Source organism: Streptomyces sp. NPDC091292, assembly GCF_044757265.1.
Classification (GTDB): domain Bacteria; phylum Actinomycetota; class Actinomycetes; order Streptomycetales; family Streptomycetaceae; genus Streptomyces.
Window position 1 is genome coordinate 219,560 of the sequence record NZ_JBIVUQ010000007.1, and the last position, 18,254, is coordinate 237,813.

Genomic DNA, 18,254 nt, shown 5'->3' on the forward strand with positions numbered 1-18,254 from the left:
ATGACCCGGACAAAAGTCGACCAGGGCGTCAGGGGCCGCGCGTACGGGGTCTTGCTGTCGCGGATGGGGACGTTGCCGTGGGATCGCGCGTGGGTGGGGGCCACTCGACGCGGTACGCGGCCACGCCCGCCGACCGGGGGACCCTGTTTTGAAAAGTGGCCAGATGTCCTGTGGGTGCGGGAGATCTGGCCACTTTTGAAAGATGGGTCCCCCGGCCCTACTCGCCCTTGACGCTCTCGATGAACCTCAACCAGGACGCACCCGAGAAGGTCAAGTGCGGTGCGTACAGGTTTTGCTGTCCCGGATGGGGACGGCGCCGTGGGCTCGCGCGCGGGTGGGAGCCCACTCGACGCAGTTGCTGGCCTCGCCATCGCCGTAGCGATCACAGCGGTCCCTCCTCCAGCGCGGCCGACATCGACCAACTACTCGACGCGGTACGGTGCGCTGCCGCGCTGGCTGACCGGTGATCGGGTGCCGTTAGAAGGGCGCCTCGCCCTTGATGCCCTGGACAAAGGTCGACCAGGACGGGGCCGAGAAGGTCAAGTGCGAGGCGTACGGGGTTTTGCTGTCCCGGATGGGGACAACTCCGTGATTCTGGGCATGCGTCGGTGCCCACTCCACACAGTTGCCGCCGTCCTGGCTGCTGTAGCTGGACCTGACCCAATTGACGGAACCCCTGGGAGTCACAGTGCCTCCATAGCCTCACGAATCAACTGCGCGGACGCGTCGGGCGAGAGTGCCAACGCGCTCAACACATCGTAGGACCGGGACAGGCGCCTCACCTCCTCGGGTTCGTCGACAAGCGAACTCGACCGAATGGCCTCCGTGTGCACGACAGCCGGACCAGATCGCGGCGTCAGGAGGGACAGCGAACCGTCCATCAATCCATGGCAGCCGGCCGACAGCAACAGCACCTGGACGACGTTCGTTTCGGGCCTTCCGTGGGCCAGCAACGCCCCCAATTGCTCCCGCATCACATCTGGCCCCCCAACGTTCCGCTTGATCACTGACTCGCAGATGATCGCCGAGAAGTCAGGTGGGAGACCGCGCCGGAACACCTCCTGCCGCGCCACCCGTGACCGCACCATCGCGGCGATCTCCTTGTCGCTGGCCCTTGGATCGCCTCTGCGAAAGAGCGTGCGGGCATACGCGGGTGTCTGAAGCAGTCCCGGGATCACGGTCGGGGACCACTCAGCGATTGCCACAGTGTCGGGCTCCAACTTCATGCGCCGTCGTGAGTGAGCAGCGAATCCCTCGCCCATGACTCGCTCGTAAATCTCCTTGAACGTCCCCTCCGTGCCGAAGACCCGATCGAACTCGGCAGGCAAGTGAGGTGGGATCGGGAAGTCGCTGTCGCTCTCGATTCGGGAAATCGTTGAGCTGGACGTCCTCGCCTCCCGGGCCAGTTTGACCTGGGTCCACTTCCCCGCCGGATGTAACTCCCTGGCATCCCGAAGCGCCTCCCCGAATTCCTTCCGGGGATTGCTCACGTCGCCGTCACCCTCGCTCCGTTCGACCACCACTTGTCTCCTCCACCATCGCACTGAAAATTCCGGCCCCGCCCCCATTCCCGCACGTCAACGGCTCCGGCATATGCCACGCAGCCCACCACGCTGGGTTGGGTACGAAACCCCTTCCGCAGGCCGCTCAGCCGGTCGCACGCTGAACATCCCCGCTCACTCAGCGTAGAAGGGAGTTCCGTGCCGTGCGGGAGAAATCCGAGAGCCCACCGCTGCATCAGTTCGAGCCTCTGTTCGGTGAAATCGTGAGCGACGCCTCGAACGGTCGGACCGGTCGCGTCATGGACCGCGTCGGCGGCTGCTATCAGCTCCGCCCACTGAACGGCGGCGTCGAGTGGGACGCGCAGCCCGCGAACCTCCGACCCGTCGCCCTTTCCGACGCACTCAGAGAAGGCGTCGCCGAAGTCAACGCCCGTAGCAAGAAAGGGATTTGAGGGAAATGACCGCTCATCGCGTATGCGGGGCGCAGGCCCTGATGCCCTTGCGGCTCGTCGCCATAATGCTGAAGACAATGCCGGCCTACGCCGGTAACCCCCTCGACGTGGAGACCTTTCTCCGGTGTGAGAGGGAAGCGCACAGGGCTGGTCAACACGCCGATCTTGTCTGGCAGTTGGACGACCCCGCGCGAGGGGAGGTGTGGGTGCACTGGTCGGACGGGTGCGAGCCCGGCTGGTTCGCCGTACTGCCGGACTGCCCGGCGGACAACGGGCGGCCCATCCCGTACGACGAAGCCTGCACCCTCTTCTCCCGGCACCCCGGGGGCCACAGTTTCGAACTGGACGACCCGGAGGCGGACTCCGTCAGGGAGACGGCCGAGTACCGGTTACTCAAGGCGGAGCTGGACGCGCTGTTCCGCAAATCGCGCGATATCCCGTGATACTCGCCTCCATGGAATCCGACACCCCCGCCGACCTGCCCGCGCTGCTGCGTTCCCTCCGCGTCTGGGACGTCGATCTGCCCGGCTTCGACCCGGGCGCCGCACCCGCCGACCCCGTACCCCTCTTCGCCACGTGGTTCGCGGACGCCGTGGCCGCCGGGCAGGTCGAGCCGCACGTCATGTCGCTGGCCACCGCCGGCGCGGACGGGCTGCCCGATGTGCGGTACGTGATGCTGCACGGCGCCGACCGGCGCGGCTGGCAGTTCGCGACGCACGCCACGAGCAGGAAGGGGCGGCAGCTCGCGGAGCGCCCGTACGCGGCGCTCGGTTTCTACTGGCCCGCGCGCGGGCGGCAGGTACGGGTACGGGGGCCGGTCGTCCCGGCGTCCGAGGCCGAGAGCCAAGGCGATCTGCACGCCCGGTCGACGGGGGCGCTCGCCGCCGCGCTCGTCGGTCGGCAGAGTGAAGTACTCGAAGCGAAAGGGGAGTTGGGTCGCGTGTCCGACGCGGCGTGGGAGCGGGCCGGGCGGGAGCCCCGTACCCCCGTCCCCTCCTGGACCGTCTACACCCTCGCCCCGGACGAGGTCGAGTTCTTCCAGGGCGACGAGCGGCGGCGGCACGTAAGGCTGCGGTATCGGAGGGAAGCCCCAGACACCGAACAAGAGGCGTGGGTCAAGGAGTTGCTGTGGCCCTGAAGGCGTACGTCGCGAAGTCGCCGACCGGGCGGTAGCCGATGCGCTGGTAGACGCCGTTGCTCGTCGGGTTGGCGAGGTCCGTGAAGAGCAGGACCTCGTCGGCTGCCTCTTCCGCTCCCCCGGTCCGCGTTGCGCTGCGTCACGCCCGCGAGGGCGACCGGGGTGCCGTCGACGTCCCAGAGGGTGAGGCCGGCGTACGCGAGCCGGGAGTCGACCCACGTGTCGGGGTCCATCAGGTGCCGTTCGCCTATGTCGCGGAGGAAGGCGGTGTACCAGCGGCGCAGGAGGGGGCGGTCGGCCTCGGTGGCGGGGCGCGGGGTGCCCGGTGGGGCGGCGGCCGGTCACGCCAGGGAGTTCCGTGGTGGTGGTGTCGTCCGCGAGCCTCGCGACGAGGGAATCCACCGCTTCCTCCGGCACCGTACCGAGCAGCAGCCGGTGCGGGGGCGTCCGCGCGCACGCCCCCGTGACGGTGCCGTCGTCCCCGGTCAGCACCCCGAACACCGGCGGCTCGTCCCCGTACGCCTGGAGTCCGCTGCGGCGCAGAGCGTCCGTGACGCTGAGCAGCACGGTGTGGAGGGCGGGGGTGGAGCGCAGGTGAGGGCCCGCGTGGTCGAGGAAACGGTCGAGGTCGCGGGTGAGGCGCCAACCGGGCGCGGTGCTCTTGTGCGTCACGGCCGCTCTGTCGCGGCGGCGACTCCCGAACTGTCCATGTAGTCGCGGGCCCGTGTGATCAGTCCGCCGTGGACGTCGAGTATCAGGAGGCCGGGGACGGTGAAGGTCGTGGGGCCGTTCGGCAGCCTTCCCACGACGACGTGTTCGGCGACGATCACTCCCGGGTCGGCCGTCTCGTACGCCGCCACCGTCCTGACCTCGTCCACCTGTACGGGACTGGCGCCCCAGGCCGCCGTGTATCCGGCGCGTACGGCCTCGCGGCCCTCGTAGCGCGGAGGGAAGCCGCGTGAGGTGAACGGGAACTCGTGCACCGCGTCCACGGCGTACAGGTCGGCGAGGTCGTCCGCCGATTTGTCGAGCATGGCCTGGTGGTAGCGGGCCAGCACCTCGCGAGGCGTGCGGACGGCCGCTCGTGGCTCTGGGGCTGGGTCCGGGTTCGGGTCCGTGGCGAGTCGGGCGTGCAGATGGGCGTCCCGGAACTGGTCCCACCGTCCCGACTCGGGCATCGCCCCCCGCAGCGTCCCCTCGTACCGGTACCCGCAGCGCTCCGCGATCCGGCACGACACGTCATGGCCGAGCGCGTGGCCGAGTTCGATACGCAACAACTTCAGCTCGGTGAAGGCCCACGCGCTGGCCAGGTCGAGCGCGCGGCCCGCGACGCGCCTGCCCCGGGCCTCCGGCAGGATCCAGTAGCCGACGCGAGCCAGGCGCATGTTCTGGTCGATCTCGTTGAGGCCGATGTGCCCGAGGATCGTGCCGGTGTCGGCGTCCGTGACGCAGAAGGAGGCGACCTTGCCCGTCTCGGTGCTCTTGGTGCGCGCCCGCAGCGAGTCGTACGCGTCCGACAGGTCGTCCACCGGTCTGAGCGGGGTGTTCCAGCGGCGGAACTCCGGATCGACGAGGCCGCGCAGCCAGGCGTCGGCGTCCACCGGGTCGTCGGCGTGCCAGGGGCGGAGGTGGAGGCCCTGGCCTCGTATCTCGGCTTCGGTCAGCGAGTGCGTCGTCATCGTTTCATTGAACACGTAGTGGTCTGCCGACTCCCATAGGGCTGGTCACATCGCCCGTCGCCGGGCGGAACGCCGGGACCGCGAGCCCGTCCCCGACGGTCCGGAAGGCCACCTCCAGCTCCATCCCGACCTCCAGGTCCGTCCCGGCCGCAGGGTTCCCTTCGCCCTCCACGACCTCCGTCATCATCCGGGGCCCCTCCGCCAGATCGACCACGGCCGCCACATACGGCGTACGGTCCCCGAAGGGCGGCAGGTCGTTGCGGTGCACCACGGACCAGGTGTAGAGCGTCGCCCGGCCGCTCGCCCGCTCCCACGCCCCGTCCTCGCTCCAGCAGAACGGGCAGAATTCGCGCGGATAGTGATGCGCCCGCCCGCACGCCCCGCACCTGCGCAGCAGCAGCCGTCCCTCGGCGGCGGCCTCCCAGTACGGGCGCGTGAAGGCGTCGGGCTCGGGCAGGTCGTACCGCATCTCCGAGGGAGCCGTCGGCGTCGTCTTCGGCGGAGTCTTCTGCGTCATCAGAACAGTCCGATCGCGTTGTCCACGGACCACGTCTGCCACGACATCGCGAGCAGCGCGACGAGCGAGATGAGCGCCATCATCGCGTTCTGCCCCTGCTCGGCCCAGTCGTGGATCATCAGGACGAGGTAGAGGAGGTTGAGGAGGAGGCCGCCGATCAGGGCGATCGGGGTGAGGAAGCCCAGGACGAGGCCGAGCCCCACGGCGAGTTCGGCGTACACGACGACGTACGCCATGGCGCGCGGGCGCGGTGCGACAACGCGTTCGAAGCCGCTGCGGACGACCGGCCAGCGGTGTTTCGCGGCGACGTCGGCCGCCCACGCGATTCCGGTTCCGCGCTCGAACCAACCCTTTTTGTCCTTGTGCCGCCAGCTCTCCAGCCACCACAGGCCGAGTCCGATACGCAGCACGGCGAGCCATTCGGCGCCGGTGAGCCAGATCGCGTCCATGCCGGAACTCTCCTCGGGGGATTCTCATCTGACGGTACGTCAGTTCAGCGCATCGGGCGGGCCACCCGCAAGGGGCGGGACGGGGCGACCTCTTGGCCTGGCGCCCTGTGATCAATTCGCAACGCATTCCGGTCTTGACCGAGACCAATCAACTCACAACGGGATTACGCTCCCGCTCATGGCCGACTCCGCAGACCGCCCCAAAGCCGCACCACGCCCCACGGACCGCCCGGTGTACGTCATAGGCGGCGGTCCCGGCGGCCTCGCGGCGGCGTACGCGCTGCGTGCCAGGGGCGTACGGGCCGTCGTCCTGGAGAAGTCCGACCGCGTCGGCGCGTCCTGGCGCGGGCACTACGACCGGCTGCGTCTGCACACCACGCGGCGGCTGTCCGCGCTGCCGGGCCTGGCGATGCCGCGTTCCTTCGGCCGCTGGGTCGCCCGCGACAACGTCGTCCGCTATCTGGAGAAGTACGCCGAACACCACGCGCTGGAGATCGTCACCGGCGTCGAGGTCCACCGCGTCGACCGGAGCCCCGGGGGCGACGGCTGGCTGCTGCACGCCACGGGCGGCCGGGAGCTGTCGGGCGCCGCCGTGGTGGTCGCGACCGGCTACAACCACACCCCTCATGTGCCGTCCTGGCCGGGGCGCGAGACCTTCACGGGTGAGCTGCGGCACGCGAGCGAGTACCGGGCACCCGGCCCCTACGCCGGCCGTGACGTCCTCGTGGTCGGCGTCGGCAACACGGGCGCCGAGATCGCCGTCGACCTGCTGGAGGGCGGCGCCGCACGGGTACGCCTCGCCGTCCGTACCGTCCCGCACATCGTCCGGCGCTCCACCGCCGGGTGGCCCGCGCAGGCCACGGGCATCATCTGCCGACGCCTTCCGGTCCGCGTGGTCGACCGGCTCGCCCGCCCGCTCGCCCGTATCAGCGTGCCCGATCTGTCGGCGCAGGGGCTGCCCCGCCCGGACACGGGTCTGTACTCGCGGGTGCGCGAGGGCGCGATTCCCGTGCAGGACGTGGGACTGATCGACGCGGTGCGGGGAGGCCGGGTCGAGATCGTGGCCGCCGTCGACTCCTTCGAGAACGGGGATGTGGTCCTCGCGGACGGCACCCGGATCGCACCGGACGCCGTGATCGCCGCGACCGGCTACCGCCGGGGCCTCGACCACCTCATCGGCCACCTGGACGTCCTCGACCCCCGGGGCCATCCGGTCAGCCATGGCCCCCGTGCCCCGAAGAACGCCCCCGGCCTCTTCTTCACCGGCTTCACCAACCCCATCAGCGGGATGTTCCGCGAGATGGCGATCGACGCGGAACGTATCGCGCGCACCGTGGCACGCGGTCTGCGATAGGCGACCTTCCGTCGGTGGGCGTGGCGCGCGGACGTCCCGTAGCGTGAGATCACTCTCGGGAGGTGGATCATGGCTGATTCGAAGGCGGCCGGGCGGGTGCCGCGCAAGCCGTACGAGCGGGAGCTGCTGCGGCTCCAGACCGAACTGGTGAAGCTCCAGGAGTGGGTACGCGCCGAGGGCGTACGGCTCGTCGTCGTCTTCGAGGGCCGCGACGCCGCCGGCAAGGGCGGCACCATCAAACGCGTCGCCGAACACCTCAACCCCCGCGTCGCCCGTATCGTCGCGCTGCCCACGCCCACCGAGCGCGAGCGCGGTCAGTGGTACTTCCAGCGCTACGCCCCCCATCTCCCGGCGCCCGGCGAGGTCTCCCTCTTCGACCGGAGCTGGTACAACCGGGCGGGCGTCGAGCACGTCATGGGCTTCTGCACCAAGGCCGAGTACCAGCGCTTCCTCCACCAGTGCCCCCTCTTCGAACGCATGCTGGTCGAGGACGGCATCCTGCTGCGCAAGTACTGGTTCTCGGTGAGCGACGAGGAGCAGCAGCGACGGTTCCACAAGCGGCTGGAGGATCCGACGCGGCGCTGGAAGCTCTCCCCGATGGACCTGGAGTCGATCAGCCGCTGGGAGGCGTACTCGCGCGCCAAGGACGAGATGATGGTCCACACCGACATCCCCGAGGCGCCCTGGTACGTGGTCGAGAGCGACGACAAGCGCCGCGCCCGGCTGAACATGATCGCCCACCTGCTGTCGACCGTGCCGTACCGCGAGATCCCGCCGCCCGCCGTCTCGATCCCGCCACGCCCGCCGTCCACGGGGTACGAGCGCCCGCCCCGCGACCTCCAGACCTACGTGCCCGACCACGCCGCCTCGCTGGCCCCGGCGCCCGACTGACACCCTGTTTTCAAAAGTGGCCAGATCTCCCACACCTACCGCCGATCCGGCCATTTCTCCCGGACACCTCTCCCTCCCTCCGCCCAGGACCGAACGCGCCCAAAAACCCTTTCCGGTCCCCCGACCCTCCCCGGTACAGTCCGGCCGACCGACACCCAGGGAGACCACATGACGTCCATCGTCCGGCACATCACCTTCGACTGCGCACCCCCGCACGAGCCGTACGCGATAGCCGAGTTCTGGAGCCAGGTCCTCGGCCACCCCGTCGACCCGATCGACGCACCGGGCGACGACGAGGTGGCGTTGGAGGTTCCGGAGGGGCAGACGACGCTGCTCTTCGTCCGCGTACCGGAGGCGAAGACCCTCAAGAACCGCGTCCACCTCGACCTCCAGCCGGACCGCCCCCGCGACGAGGAAGCCGAACGCGTCATCGCCCTCGGCGCCACCATCACGGACGACCGCCGCAAACCGAACGGCCGTGGCTGGGTCGTCCTCGCGGACCCCGCCGGCAACGAATTCTGCATCGAGGTCAGCACGGCCGAGCGCGAAGCACTCACCGCCGGCGAACCTGCCTGATACAGCCGGGCACCCCACCACACCTCTCCGCCGAAGATCCGCCGAAGATCCGCCGACAGGCCCCCATTACCGGCCATTCCCCCCTTCACCACGGATGGGACCCGCTACTCACGGGTACGTCCGGGGGCAGCGGATGCGCGAGGGTGGTCCCGGAGGATGAGCCTCCGGGGCCGGTGAACACCGCCGGCCCCGGCTCCGCCCCATTTCCCTTGCTGCATACCCGTTCCTGACGCAGCGTCAGTTCAGTAATCTGACTGTGCGTCAGTTAAGTTGCTGTCACACAGGAGCGGGCGGACCGATGCTTGGATCTACTCACGGCACCCTCACCACCGACTCCCGCCGCGCCCGCGTCGTGGCCTGCGGCGAGCCCCCGGCACCCGCCGTGCACAGCAGGGCGCCCGGCGGCGACGACCTGGACGTCAGCGGCCGGCCGCTGCACTCCACGGTCCCCGATCTGGACCGGTTCTTCCGGCCGGAGTCCGTCGCCGTGATCGGCGCGTCGGACGCCGACGGCCGGCCCAACACCGGTATCACCCGCCAGTTGATGGCCTGGGCCGAACGCGTCGGGGCCCGGCTGCACCCGGTGCACCGCACCCGCCCCACCGTCTTCGGCGTCGCCTGCTCCCCTTCCGTCGCCGACCTCCCGGAACCGGTCGATCTCGCCGTCCTCCTCGTCGCCGACCCTCTTCCCGTCATCGAGGAACTCGCCGAGGCCAAGGTGCGGTTCGCGGTCGCCTTCGCCTCCGGGTTCGCCGAGACCGGCGAGGCGGGGGCCGCCGCGCAGGACCGCCTCGCCGCCGCCGTCGCCCGCTCCGGCCTGCGCCTCCTCGGCCCCAACACCAATCTCAACGCCTTCGAGAAGTTCCGCGACGACCTCGAAGGCCCCGCCATCGCCCTGATCACCCAGTCCGGCCACCAGGGCCGCCCCGTCTTCACGATGCAGGAACTCGGCGTACGCCTCTCGCACTGGGCGCCCACCGGAAACGAAGCCGACCTGGAGACCGCCGACTTCCTCTCCTACTTCGCCGAACGCCCCGAGGTCGGCGCCATCGCCTGCTACGTCGAGGGCCTGAAGGACGGCCGCGCCTTCCTCCTCGCCGCCGACCGGGCCGCCCGCAACGGCGTACCCGTCGTCGCGATCAAGGTCGGCCGCACCGAGACCGGCGCCCGGATGGCCGCCTCACACACCGGCAAGCTGACCGGCGCGGACGCGGTGGTGGACGCGGCGATGCGGCAGTACGGCGTGATCCGGGTGGACGGACTCGACGAACTCCAGGACACCGCCGCGCTGCTGGCGCGGGCGCAGAGGCCGCGGGCCGACGGCGTCGTCGTGTATTCGATCTCGGGCGGCACGGGGGCGCACTTCGCGGACCTGGCGAGCGAGGCCGGGCTGACCCTGCCGCGCCTGTCCGACGCCAAGCAGGCGGAGCTGCACGAGTGGATACCGCCGTACCTGAACGTCGCCAACCCCGTCGACAACGGTGGCCACCCCGTCGGCGACTGGCGTGGACGGAAGATCATCGACGCGATCCTCGCCGACCCGTCCGTGGGCGTGCTGATCTGTCCGATCACCGGGCCCTTTCCGCCGATGAGCGACAAGCTCGCGCAGGATCTGGTGGACGCGGCGGAGCAGACGGACAAGCTGGTGTGTGTGGTGTGGGGGTCGCCGGTGGGCACCGAGGACGCCTACCGCACCACGCTCCTCGGGTCCTCCCGCGTCGCCACCTTCCGCACCTTCGCCAACTGCATCACCGCCGTCCGCGCCTACCTCGACCACCATCGCTTCACCCTCGCCTACCGCTCCCCCTTCGAGGACGCGCCCCGCACCCCGTCGCCCTCCTTCCGCAAGGCGCAGTCCCTGATGCGGCCGGGGCGCCGGCTCAGTGAACACGCGGCGAAACAGCTGCTGCGCGCCTACGGCATCCGGGTGCCGCGTGAGCAGTTGGTGACGAGCGCGGCGGCGGCCGTGCGCGCCGCGGGCCAGGTCGGCTATCCGGTCGTCATGAAGGCGTCCGGCGCGCAGCTCGCCCACAAGACCGAACTCGGCCTGGTCAAGATCGGGTTGACCTCGGCGAGCCAGGTCCGCGAGGCCTACCGGGAGCTGACCGACATCGCGCGCTACGAGGACGTCACGCTGGACGGCGTCCTGGTCTGCCAGATGGTCGAACGGGGCGTCGAGATGGTCGTCGGCGTCACCCACGACCCGCTCTTCGGGCCCACGGTCACCGTCGGGCTCGGCGGCGTGCTGGTCGAGGTGTTGCAGGACACCGCCGTCCGCGTGCCGCCCTTCGGTGAGGACCAGGTGCGGGCCATGCTCGGCGAACTGCGCGGCCGTGCCCTGCTCGACGGCGTACGCGGCGGGCCCGCCGTCGATGTGGACGCCCTGGTCGAGGTCGTGCTGCGGGTGCAGCGGATGGCCCTCGAACTGGACGACGAACTGGCCGAACTCGACATCAATCCGCTGATGGTGCTGCCCCGGGGGCAGGGGGCGGTGGCGCTGGACGCGCTGGCGATCTGCCGCTGAGGCCGGGACCGGAGCCAAGGCCGGAGCCGAGACCGCCGACGCACCCCGCCACGCCGGTACCAACCGGCCCACCCATCCCCGTAAGAAACGGAGCCACTCCCTCATGTCCACGCCCCCCGATACCTCTGCCGGTCCCGCTTCCGATCCCGTCCCCTCATTGATACTCCACGCCACTGACAACGGGGTGTCGTGGATCACACTCAACCGGCCCGATGTCATGAACGCCCTGACCTGGGACCAGCGGGAACGCGTCATCGGGCTCCTCGCGGAGGCGTCCGCCGACCCGGACGTACGGGCCGTGGTGATCACGGCGACGGGCAAGGGATTCTGCGCGGGAGCGGACCTGCGCGGCGGCCCCGGCACCGGTGGCGAGCGGATCCCGGGCGACGTGGCCAGGACGATCCGCCTCGGCGCCCAGCGCCTGATCGCCGCCGTACTCGACTGCGAGAAGCCGGTGATCGCGGCGGTGAACGGCACGGCGGCGGGCATCGGGGCGCATCTGGCGTTCGCCTGCGATCTGGTGATCGCCGCCGAAGGGGCCCGTTTCATCGAGGTGTTCGTGCGGCGGGGGCTCGTACCGGACGGGGGCGGCGCGTATCTGCTGCCCCGGCTGATCGGGCCGCAGCGGGCGAAGGAGCTGATGTTCTTCGGCGACGCGCTGCCGGCGGCGGACGCGGAGCGGCTCGGCCTGGTCAACCGCGTCGTCCCGCTCGCCGACCTGGAGAAGACGGCCCGCGACTGGGCCGACCGCCTGGCCCAGGGCCCCACCCGCGCCCTGACCCTGACAAAACAGCTGGTCAACGCGTCCCTGGACACGGACCGCACCACGGCCTTCGCGGCGGAGGCGGCGGCCCAGGAGATCAACATGACGACGAGGGACGCCCAGGAGGGCGTGGCGAGCTTCGTGGAACGACGGACTCCGCGATACGAGGGCCGCTGACCACCGGCCACTGACCGCTGACCGTGTCAGGACGGGCGGCGGCGGGGTACGAGGATGACGAGGTCGCCCGCGTCGGGGTCGCCGAACAGTACGTACAGTTCGGGCTCGCTCTCGGTGCCGCCGATCGTCCAGGTCAGACCGGTGTCGCCGATCTCGCCGGGGCAGCCCGCGCCCGTCGGGTCGAGTTCGACCACGTCGCGTTCGCTCGCCGAGTCGGTGCCGAGGGTCCACGTGGCGGTGGAGTCGCACTGGGCGACGTCGCCGTAAATCGAGTCGGCCGTGACGTCCACGTACGGCAGATCGGTGAAGGCCGCCCGGCCGTCCGCGTCGAGCCGCAGGACGACGGTGTCGTCGCCGCTGCCCTCCCACACGCCCGTGAGCTGGGCCGACGTCAACCGGGGCGGCTCGTACTCCTTGAGCAGGCCCGTGTGCGTGGCGATCAGCGTGCCGCCGATGACCGCGCCGGACAGGAGTACGCAGGTGAGGGCGGCGCGGCGCCAGATCCGGGCGGGGGTGAGGCCGGGGGTGAGGCGGGGGGTGAGGTCGGGGCGGCGGGTGGCGTACGCGGCGGCGGCCATCGGGAGGATGCCGGTGCCGAGGGTCCAGGCGGCGGCGGTGGCGTACGGGAGGTCGAGGAGAGGGGCGAGCGGCGCGGCCCAGAGGAGGGCGACGGTCACGAGGGCGGCGGGGGGAGCGATCCGGCGCGCGGCCGGGTGTCGGAACCGGCCCGCGAACCGGCTCGCGAACCGTTCGGCGAAACGGGCGAGTTCGGTGGCCGGGAGCGTGAGGGCCAGCGCGTGGAGGAACCCGGCGAGGGCGAGGGCGGCGGGCGACACGAAGCACACGCAGCACAGGAAGAGTCCGGCGAGTGCGCCGCCGTATCCGCCGCCGTAGTTGTCAGCAGTGGCCGGCCGCACGACCTCGAACAGGAGGACGAGCGCCAGTTGTACGGCGGCGGTCGACGCGGCAGCCGCGAGGCCCAGCTCCCCTCGCCGCTCGCCCCGCCGCTCCCCTGCGAATCTCTGTCCCCACCCCATGCGGCCGAACGTACGCGGGGGCGTTCCGCGCGCTTGACGGGGGCTTCCTATCTGACGCTCCGTCAGCTTCAATGATTGACGTGATGGGACATGCGGGGATGGCGGCCACGGTCGTCCGGTATCTCAGGTCCGTCGGGGCGCCCACGGTCGCCGGGGGTGTCGCTGCGGGTGTCGAGGGTGTCGAGGCTTTGCCCCGGCCGGAGTTGCGTGCGGTCGGCGAGGACGAGCGGGCGCCGCTGGATCCGGGGGAATTCCGCCGGGTACTGGGGCATTTCGCCACCGGAGTTACGGTGATCACGGCGCCGGGGTCCGAGGCGGGCTCCGAGGAAGCCGAGGGGCCGGCCGGGTTCGCGTGCCAGTCGTTCTCTTCGCTGTCGCTGGACCCGCCGCTCGTGGCGTTCATGGTGGCGCGTACGTCGACGACGTGGCCGCGCATCGCGCGCGCGGGCGTGTTCTGCGTGAACGTACTGGGTGCGGACCAGGGCGAGTTGTGCCGGGGCTTCGCGGTGAGCGGCGCGGACAAGTTCGCGGGCGTGGCACACGAGCCGTCCCCGGTCTCCGGCTCCCCGCGCCTGACCGGGGCGCCGGCGTGGATCGACTGCACGGTCCACGCGGTCCATACGGGCGGCGACCATCTGATCGTGGTGGGGCGGGTGGACGCGCTGGGCACGACGGACGGCGCGCCCGGACCCCTGCTGTTTCACCAGGGCCGATTCAGGGGCTTGGCGGACTGACCGTTCCGGCGCCCCTGCCGAGGTGGCGGAGCTGCGTGTCGTAGTCCTTGAGCAGGGTGGCCAGTTGGGTCAGGGAGTCCCCGGGGACGTCCTCGGGGGCCGTCTCCGTCACATAGCGGGCCGCCGAGACCAAGGCCGCCAGTTCGTAGGGGTGGAGGGTGACCCTCACCACCGTCGGGCGAAGCCGTTCCAGTTCCATGGGATCACGCCTGGGAGCGTACGTACTCGGTGATCTGCTTCACCTCGGAGGCGAACTCGTCGTAGTCCTCCCGCATGCCGTTGATGTACGCGCTCCAGCCCAGGCTGGCCTTCGCGTAGTGCACCGCTTCCTGGATCTCCTCGTCCGTCGCGCCGAACAGCTTCGCGGCCTCCGTGTGGAAGAGGGTGCAGTAGTGGCACTTCGTCTCGGCGTGCAGGCCTACGCCGATGAGTTCCTTGTACTTGTTCGGGATAAGGGTCTCGCCCAGTTCGATGTGCTTGAAGATCTCCCACTCGGGAGCCAGCAACTCGGTGGGGATGCGCTGGAAGAAGTGCGGCACCAGGCCAAGCGTCTGCTTGATGTCGGCCTCGATCTCGCCCCGGTTCGCCGTGGCCGTCACAACAGCCACCTCCTCGGAGATGCATGTACGGGCCTCTTTGTCAAGTCAAACACTTCCGCGCCGGTCGGGCCACCTCAGCCCGCGCGCACCGCCGCGTCCGCCGGACGCCTCCGACTGATCAGCGCCATGAGCGCCGCCGCCGCGCACAGCGCCCCCGACGCGTACCAGACCACGTCGTACGAGCCGAAGACATCCCGTGCCATGCCGCCGAGGAAGGCGACCACGGCCGCGCCGACCTGGTGCGATGCGAGGACCCAGCCGAAGACGATCGCACTGTCGTCGCCGTAGTGCTCGCGGCACAGGGCGATCGTCGGCGGGACGGTGGCGACCCAGTCGAGGCCGTAGAAGACGATGAAGAAGAGCATCGGGGGGTGGACCGAGGGGGCGAGCAGCATGGGGAGGAAGAGGAGGGAGACGCCTCGCAGGGCGTAGTACACGGCCAGCAGACGGCGCGCTTCGTAGCGGTCCGTGAACCAGCCGGAGGCAATCGTTCCGACGACGTCGAACACCCCGATCACCGCGAGCAGCGAGGCCGCCGCCGTGATGGGCATGCCGTGGTCGTGGGCGGCGGGCACGAAATGGGTCTGGATCAGGCCGTTCGTGGACGCGCCACAGATCGCGAAGGTGCCCGCGAGCAGCCAGAACGGGCCGGTGCGCGCCGCCGAGAACAGCACCTTGAGGGTGCGCCGGGCGGCGCCCGTGACGGGCGGCGGCTTGGGTACGAACTCCTCGGCGCCGTACGGCCGTAGCCCCACGTCCGCCGGGTGGTCCCGCAGCAGCAGCCAGACAAAAGGGACGACGGCGAGCGCTGCCAGCGCGACCGTCACGGCGGCCGGGCGCCAGTGGTGGTGCTGCACGATCCACGAGAGGAGGGGGAGGAAGATCAATTGGCCCGATGCGGAGGCGGCCGTCAGGATGCCGGTGACCAGGCCGCGCCGCTCGGTGAACCACCGGTTCGTGACCGTCGCCGCGAAGGCGAGCGCCATCGAACCCGAGCCCAGACCCACCAGCAGGCCCCAGCAGAGCATCAGTTGCCAGGCCGCCGTCATCCATACGGTGAGGCCCGAGCCGACGGATATCACCAGGAGCGCGACGGCGACGACGCGGCGGATGCCGAACCGGTCCATGAGCGCGGCGGCGAAGGGTGCCGTGAGCCCGTAGAGCGCGAGGTTGACCGAGACGGCGAGCCCGATGGTGCCGCGCGACCAGCCGAACTCCGTGTGCAACGGATCGATCAGCAGACCGGGCAGCGAACGGAACGCCGCCGCGCCGATGATCGTCACGAAGGCCACCGCCGCGACGAACCAGGCGCGGTGGATACGAGGGCGCCGGGCGGGGCGGGGGGTCTTGGCGCCGGGGTGGAGGTCGGGGGCGTCCACGGGTTCCGAGGTCTCCACGACTCCCGGGGTATCCATGGGTTCCGAGGCGTCCACGGGTTCGGTTGTCTGCGTCACGCCCTACAGCTTCCGTGCGCCCACCCCCGCCAGCGAGTGGCCTGATGGACAGCATTCGCTAGGATCGGGCCATGACCGGATCCGTACCGAACACGGCAGGCACGGCGGGCACGGCGGGCGCCATGGGCAAGGCGGGCACGGCGGGGCAGCCCCACCGCGTCGTCGTCCTCGCACTCGACGGCGTCCTCCCCTTCGAACTGGGCATCCCGCAGCGCATCTTCGGCCGCGCCTTCAGCCAGACCGGCCGGCGGCGCGCCCTGTACGAGGTCGTCACCTGTTCCGTCCGGCCCCCGGGTCCGGTCCGCGCGGAGGCCGACTTCTCGATCCTCGTCGAGAACGGTCCCGAAGCCCTCGCCACCGCCGACACCGTCGTCATCCCCGCCTCGTACCAGCTCGGACCGGTCTTCGAGGAGGGCAGGCTCACCGACGAGCTGGCCACCGCGCTCGCCCTCGTACGCCCCGGCACCCGTCTCGTCTCGATCTGCACCGGCGGCTACGTCCTGGCCGCCGCCGGGTATCTGGACGGCCGCCCCGCGACCACGCACTGGTCGCACGCCGAGCACTTCCAGCGGACGTTCCCGCTGATCGAGGTCGACGCGGACGTGCTGTTCATCGACGACGGCGACGTACTGACGTCGGCCGGGGTCGCCGCCGGTATCGACCTGTGCCTGCACATGGTGCGCCGCGACCACGGCACCGCCGTCGCCAACGACGTCGCCCGCCGCACCGTCGTCCCCCCGCACCGCGACGGCGGCCAGGCCCAGTACATCCAGCGGCCCATGCCGGAACCGCAGGTGGCGACGACGACGGCCGCCCGCGCGTGGGCGCTGGGTCGGCTGCACGAGCCGATCCAACTGCGCGACATGGCGGAACAGGAGGCCATGTCGGTACGGTCCTTCACCCGGCGGTTCCGCGAGGAGGTCGGGATCAGCCCGGGTCAGTGGTTGACCCGGCAGCGCGTCGAACGTGCCCGGCACCTCCTGGAGTCCAGCGACCTGTCCATCGACCAGGTCGCGCGGGACGCCGGATTCGGCACCGCCCAGTCGATGCGGCAGCACCTACAGGCCGCGCTCGGCGTCACCCCCACCGCGTATCGCCGCACCTTCCGCTCCGGCGCCACCGACGCCCCCACCACCGACGGCCCCGCCCTTACTGCCGTCACCACCGGCTACGACGACCTCCCCGCGCCCGGCACCGGACCCCGCGACGGAGCCCCCACCCGAACCCGCAGCGCGGCCGACGTCCGCGCGTGAGATCACCCGCCGCTCGCTCACCGCGCCGACCACGGTCAGCACCACCGTCAGCCCCACCCCGGCCAGAATCGCGGTCGACGGCGCGACGACCTTGAGCAGGCCGCCCGCGAGGGACCCGCTCGCCGCGTAACCGGCGCCCACCGCCGCGTACATCACCGAATACCCGGCCGCGAGGGCGCTGGCCGGGAGGACCGTGCGCAGGGAGAGGTTCCGGCTGATCATGGCGCCCGCCTGGAGGACGCCCGCGATCCCGAGGCCGACCGCCATCCAGGGCGCGGACGGCAGCACCGCGACGACGGCCACGCACGCGGAGATGGTCAGCAGCAGGACGAGGCTCTGCGTGGGCAGCCGCCCCGGCCAGGTCCGCAGGCCGTAGACATACGCGCCGACGGCCGAGCCGACCGCGAACAGGGCGAGCAGCGGACCCGCCCAGCCGACGGCGACGGACCGCTGCTCCAGGAGGGCGGGCAGCACCAGTTCGGCGAGGGCGAGCAGGGACATGCTGGCGGCGCCCGTCACATACACGGGCCAGGCCCTGGCCAGGATGCGGAGCATCGAGTCACCGCCCCGGTCGTCGGCGTCGGACGGCCAGCCCGCGGGGAGCAGCCACAGTCCGGCGACCGAGGCGGCCATCAGACCGGCCGCGAGGAGCAGCGGAAGGTGGGGCGCGACGCCGAGCGCGAGGCCCGTGACGGCGGCGGGTGACACGGCCCAGACACCGTAGGTGAGCATGGACTCGGCCGACAGGGCCTGCGGTACGGCCCGTTCGGGCACGAGGCTCGTGAGCAGGGCGCGCAGCCCGCCGGGCGCGGCGGCGGGAGCGGCGCCCGCGACGAACGCCAGCGCGCCGAGTACCAGCGGATGCGCGTCGGGCACGGCGCCGAGGCCGGCGAAGCCGAGCGCGCCGACGAGGAGGCCCGCGACGAGGTGGGGGCGGGCGCGCTCGGGCCGCATGCGCAGACCGAGCAGGGGCGCGCCGACGATCTCACCGACGACATAGACAGCCGCGAGGACAGCGCCCAGGGCATAACCGCCGGGCCGCTCCCGGACGAGGAAGACCACTGCGAGCGGCGCCATGGCCACAGGCATCCGCGCCCCGACGGCCACAGCGGCCCAGGCGAGGACGGACTTCGACGCGACGTCGCGATAACTCAT

21 protein-coding genes and 1 pseudogene are annotated in these 18,254 nt (G+C 71.0%); 11 read left to right on the plus strand and 11 right to left on the minus strand.

Annotation, left to right across the window (positions count from 1 at the left end; genetic code table 11):
* Positions 1-270: 270 nt before the first annotated feature.
* The 3 genes from ACIQNU_RS21300 to ACIQNU_RS21310 are packed head-to-tail and all read right to left on the minus strand — an operon-like array spanning position 271 to position 1,520.
* Complete coding sequence (locus ACIQNU_RS21300; protein WP_401368999.1) at positions 271-468, minus strand: DUF397 domain-containing protein; 198 nt, start codon at positions 466-468, stop codon at positions 271-273.
* Positions 469-477: 9 nt separating this feature from the next.
* Complete coding sequence (locus tag ACIQNU_RS21305; protein WP_401368539.1) at positions 478-687, minus strand: DUF397 domain-containing protein; 210 nt, start codon at positions 685-687, stop codon at positions 478-480.
* Entirely contained in the window at positions 684-1,520 is an 837-nt protein-coding gene (locus tag ACIQNU_RS21310) for a Scr1 family TA system antitoxin-like transcriptional regulator (protein ID WP_401368542.1), read from the minus strand. Before ACIQNU_RS21310 ends, ACIQNU_RS21305 begins: the two co-directional genes overlap by 4 nt.
* A gap of 185 nt (positions 1,521-1,705) precedes the next feature.
* Between ACIQNU_RS21310 and ACIQNU_RS21315 the strand changes: the two genes are divergently transcribed.
* The 4 genes from ACIQNU_RS21315 to ACIQNU_RS21330 all read left to right on the plus strand — a co-directional run bounded on the left by ACIQNU_RS21315 (position 1,706) and on the right by ACIQNU_RS21330 (position 3,806).
* Positions 1,706-1,954, plus strand: coding sequence for a hypothetical protein (locus tag ACIQNU_RS21315; RefSeq protein ID WP_401368545.1), 249 nt, complete (start codon positions 1,706-1,708; stop codon positions 1,952-1,954).
* 206 nt (positions 1,955-2,160) lie between these two features.
* Positions 2,161-2,397: a hypothetical protein gene (locus ACIQNU_RS21320; protein WP_401368546.1), complete on the plus strand. Its 237-nt coding sequence runs from the start codon at positions 2,161-2,163 to the stop codon at positions 2,395-2,397.
* Positions 2,398-2,408: 11 nt separating this feature from the next.
* On the plus strand, positions 2,409-3,092 hold the full coding sequence (locus tag ACIQNU_RS21325; protein ID WP_401368549.1) for a pyridoxal 5'-phosphate synthase: 684 nt from the start codon (positions 2,409-2,411) through the stop codon (positions 3,090-3,092).
* Between the two features lie 249 nt (positions 3,093-3,341).
* Positions 3,342-3,806: a hypothetical protein gene (locus tag ACIQNU_RS21330; protein WP_401368552.1), complete on the plus strand. Its 465-nt coding sequence runs from the start codon at positions 3,342-3,344 to the stop codon at positions 3,804-3,806.
* Here the strand turns inward: ACIQNU_RS21330 and ACIQNU_RS21335 are convergent.
* The 3 genes from ACIQNU_RS21335 to ACIQNU_RS21345 are packed head-to-tail and all read right to left on the minus strand — an operon-like array spanning position 3,761 to position 5,737.
* A complete protein-coding gene (locus ACIQNU_RS21335; RefSeq protein WP_401368554.1) occupies positions 3,761-4,771 on the minus strand; it encodes a GNAT family N-acetyltransferase in 1,011 nt (336 codons plus the stop codon). The genes ACIQNU_RS21330 and ACIQNU_RS21335 overlap by 46 nt on opposite strands.
* Positions 4,772-4,775: 4 nt before the next feature.
* Positions 4,776-5,240: a Zn-ribbon domain-containing OB-fold protein gene (locus tag ACIQNU_RS21340; protein WP_401369001.1), complete on the minus strand. Its 465-nt coding sequence runs from the start codon at positions 5,238-5,240 to the stop codon at positions 4,776-4,778.
* A 47-nt stretch (positions 5,241-5,287) separates the two neighbouring features.
* Positions 5,288-5,737: a DoxX family protein gene (locus tag ACIQNU_RS21345; RefSeq protein ID WP_401368557.1), complete on the minus strand. Its 450-nt coding sequence runs from the start codon at positions 5,735-5,737 to the stop codon at positions 5,288-5,290.
* A gap of 178 nt (positions 5,738-5,915) precedes the next feature.
* Between ACIQNU_RS21345 and ACIQNU_RS21350 the strand changes: the two genes are divergently transcribed.
* From ACIQNU_RS21350 to ACIQNU_RS21370, 5 genes are all read left to right on the plus strand, one after another.
* The gene (locus ACIQNU_RS21350; protein ID WP_401368559.1) at positions 5,916-7,091 is read left to right on the plus strand and encodes a flavin-containing monooxygenase; all 1,176 of its coding nucleotides are present in this window, start codon (positions 5,916-5,918) and stop codon (positions 7,089-7,091) included.
* A gap of 69 nt (positions 7,092-7,160) precedes the next feature.
* Entirely contained in the window at positions 7,161-7,982 is an 822-nt protein-coding gene (gene ppk2 / locus ACIQNU_RS21355) for a polyphosphate kinase 2 (protein ID WP_401368562.1), read from the plus strand.
* Positions 7,983-8,150: 168 nt separating this feature from the next.
* On the plus strand, positions 8,151-8,558 hold the full coding sequence (locus ACIQNU_RS21360) for a VOC family protein (RefSeq protein WP_401368565.1): 408 nt from the start codon (positions 8,151-8,153) through the stop codon (positions 8,556-8,558).
* A gap of 298 nt (positions 8,559-8,856) precedes the next feature.
* Positions 8,857-11,082 (plus strand): acetate--CoA ligase family protein, encoded by a 2,226-nt coding sequence (locus tag ACIQNU_RS21365; RefSeq protein ID WP_401368568.1) that lies wholly within the window; start codon positions 8,857-8,859, stop codon positions 11,080-11,082.
* A 103-nt stretch (positions 11,083-11,185) separates the two neighbouring features.
* Complete coding sequence (locus tag ACIQNU_RS21370; RefSeq protein WP_401368571.1) at positions 11,186-12,022, plus strand: enoyl-CoA hydratase/isomerase family protein; 837 nt, start codon at positions 11,186-11,188, stop codon at positions 12,020-12,022.
* A gap of 26 nt (positions 12,023-12,048) precedes the next feature.
* On the opposite strand, the gene ACIQNU_RS21375 is transcribed toward ACIQNU_RS21370, so the two are convergent.
* On the minus strand, positions 12,049-13,059 hold the full coding sequence (locus ACIQNU_RS21375) for a hypothetical protein (protein ID WP_401368574.1): 1,011 nt from the start codon (positions 13,057-13,059) through the stop codon (positions 12,049-12,051).
* Between the two features lie 83 nt (positions 13,060-13,142).
* On the opposite strand from ACIQNU_RS21375, the gene ACIQNU_RS21380 reads away from it, so the two are divergent.
* On the plus strand, positions 13,143-13,793 hold the full coding sequence (locus ACIQNU_RS21380; RefSeq protein ID WP_401368576.1) for a flavin reductase family protein: 651 nt from the start codon (positions 13,143-13,145) through the stop codon (positions 13,791-13,793).
* Here the strand turns inward: ACIQNU_RS21380 and ACIQNU_RS21385 are convergent.
* The 3 genes from ACIQNU_RS21385 to ACIQNU_RS21395 all read right to left on the minus strand — a co-directional run bounded on the left by ACIQNU_RS21385 (position 13,774) and on the right by ACIQNU_RS21395 (position 15,807).
* On the minus strand, positions 13,774-13,992 hold the full coding sequence (locus ACIQNU_RS21385; RefSeq protein ID WP_401368578.1) for a hypothetical protein: 219 nt from the start codon (positions 13,990-13,992) through the stop codon (positions 13,774-13,776). The two genes, ACIQNU_RS21380 and ACIQNU_RS21385, sit on opposite strands and share 20 nt — an antisense overlap.
* A 4-nt stretch (positions 13,993-13,996) precedes the next feature.
* A complete protein-coding gene (locus ACIQNU_RS21390) occupies positions 13,997-14,401 on the minus strand; it encodes a carboxymuconolactone decarboxylase family protein (RefSeq protein WP_401368581.1) in 405 nt (134 codons plus the stop codon).
* 65 nt (positions 14,402-14,466) lie between these two features.
* Entirely contained in the window at positions 14,467-15,807 is a 1,341-nt protein-coding gene (locus ACIQNU_RS21395; RefSeq protein WP_401369004.1) for an MFS transporter, read from the minus strand.
* A 161-nt stretch (positions 15,808-15,968) separates the two neighbouring features.
* On the opposite strand from ACIQNU_RS21395, the gene ACIQNU_RS21400 reads away from it, so the two are divergent.
* Positions 15,969-17,099 carry a GlxA family transcriptional regulator gene (locus ACIQNU_RS21400; RefSeq protein WP_401369007.1) on the plus strand — a complete coding sequence of 377 codons (1,131 nt, stop codon included), beginning with the start codon at positions 15,969-15,971 and terminating at the stop codon, positions 17,097-17,099.
* Here ACIQNU_RS21400 and ACIQNU_RS21405 read toward each other — a convergent pair.
* A pseudogene (locus ACIQNU_RS21405) lies at positions 17,037-18,254 on the minus strand (MFS transporter); the annotation flags it as partial. The gene ACIQNU_RS21400 and the pseudogene ACIQNU_RS21405 sit on opposite strands and share 63 nt — an antisense overlap.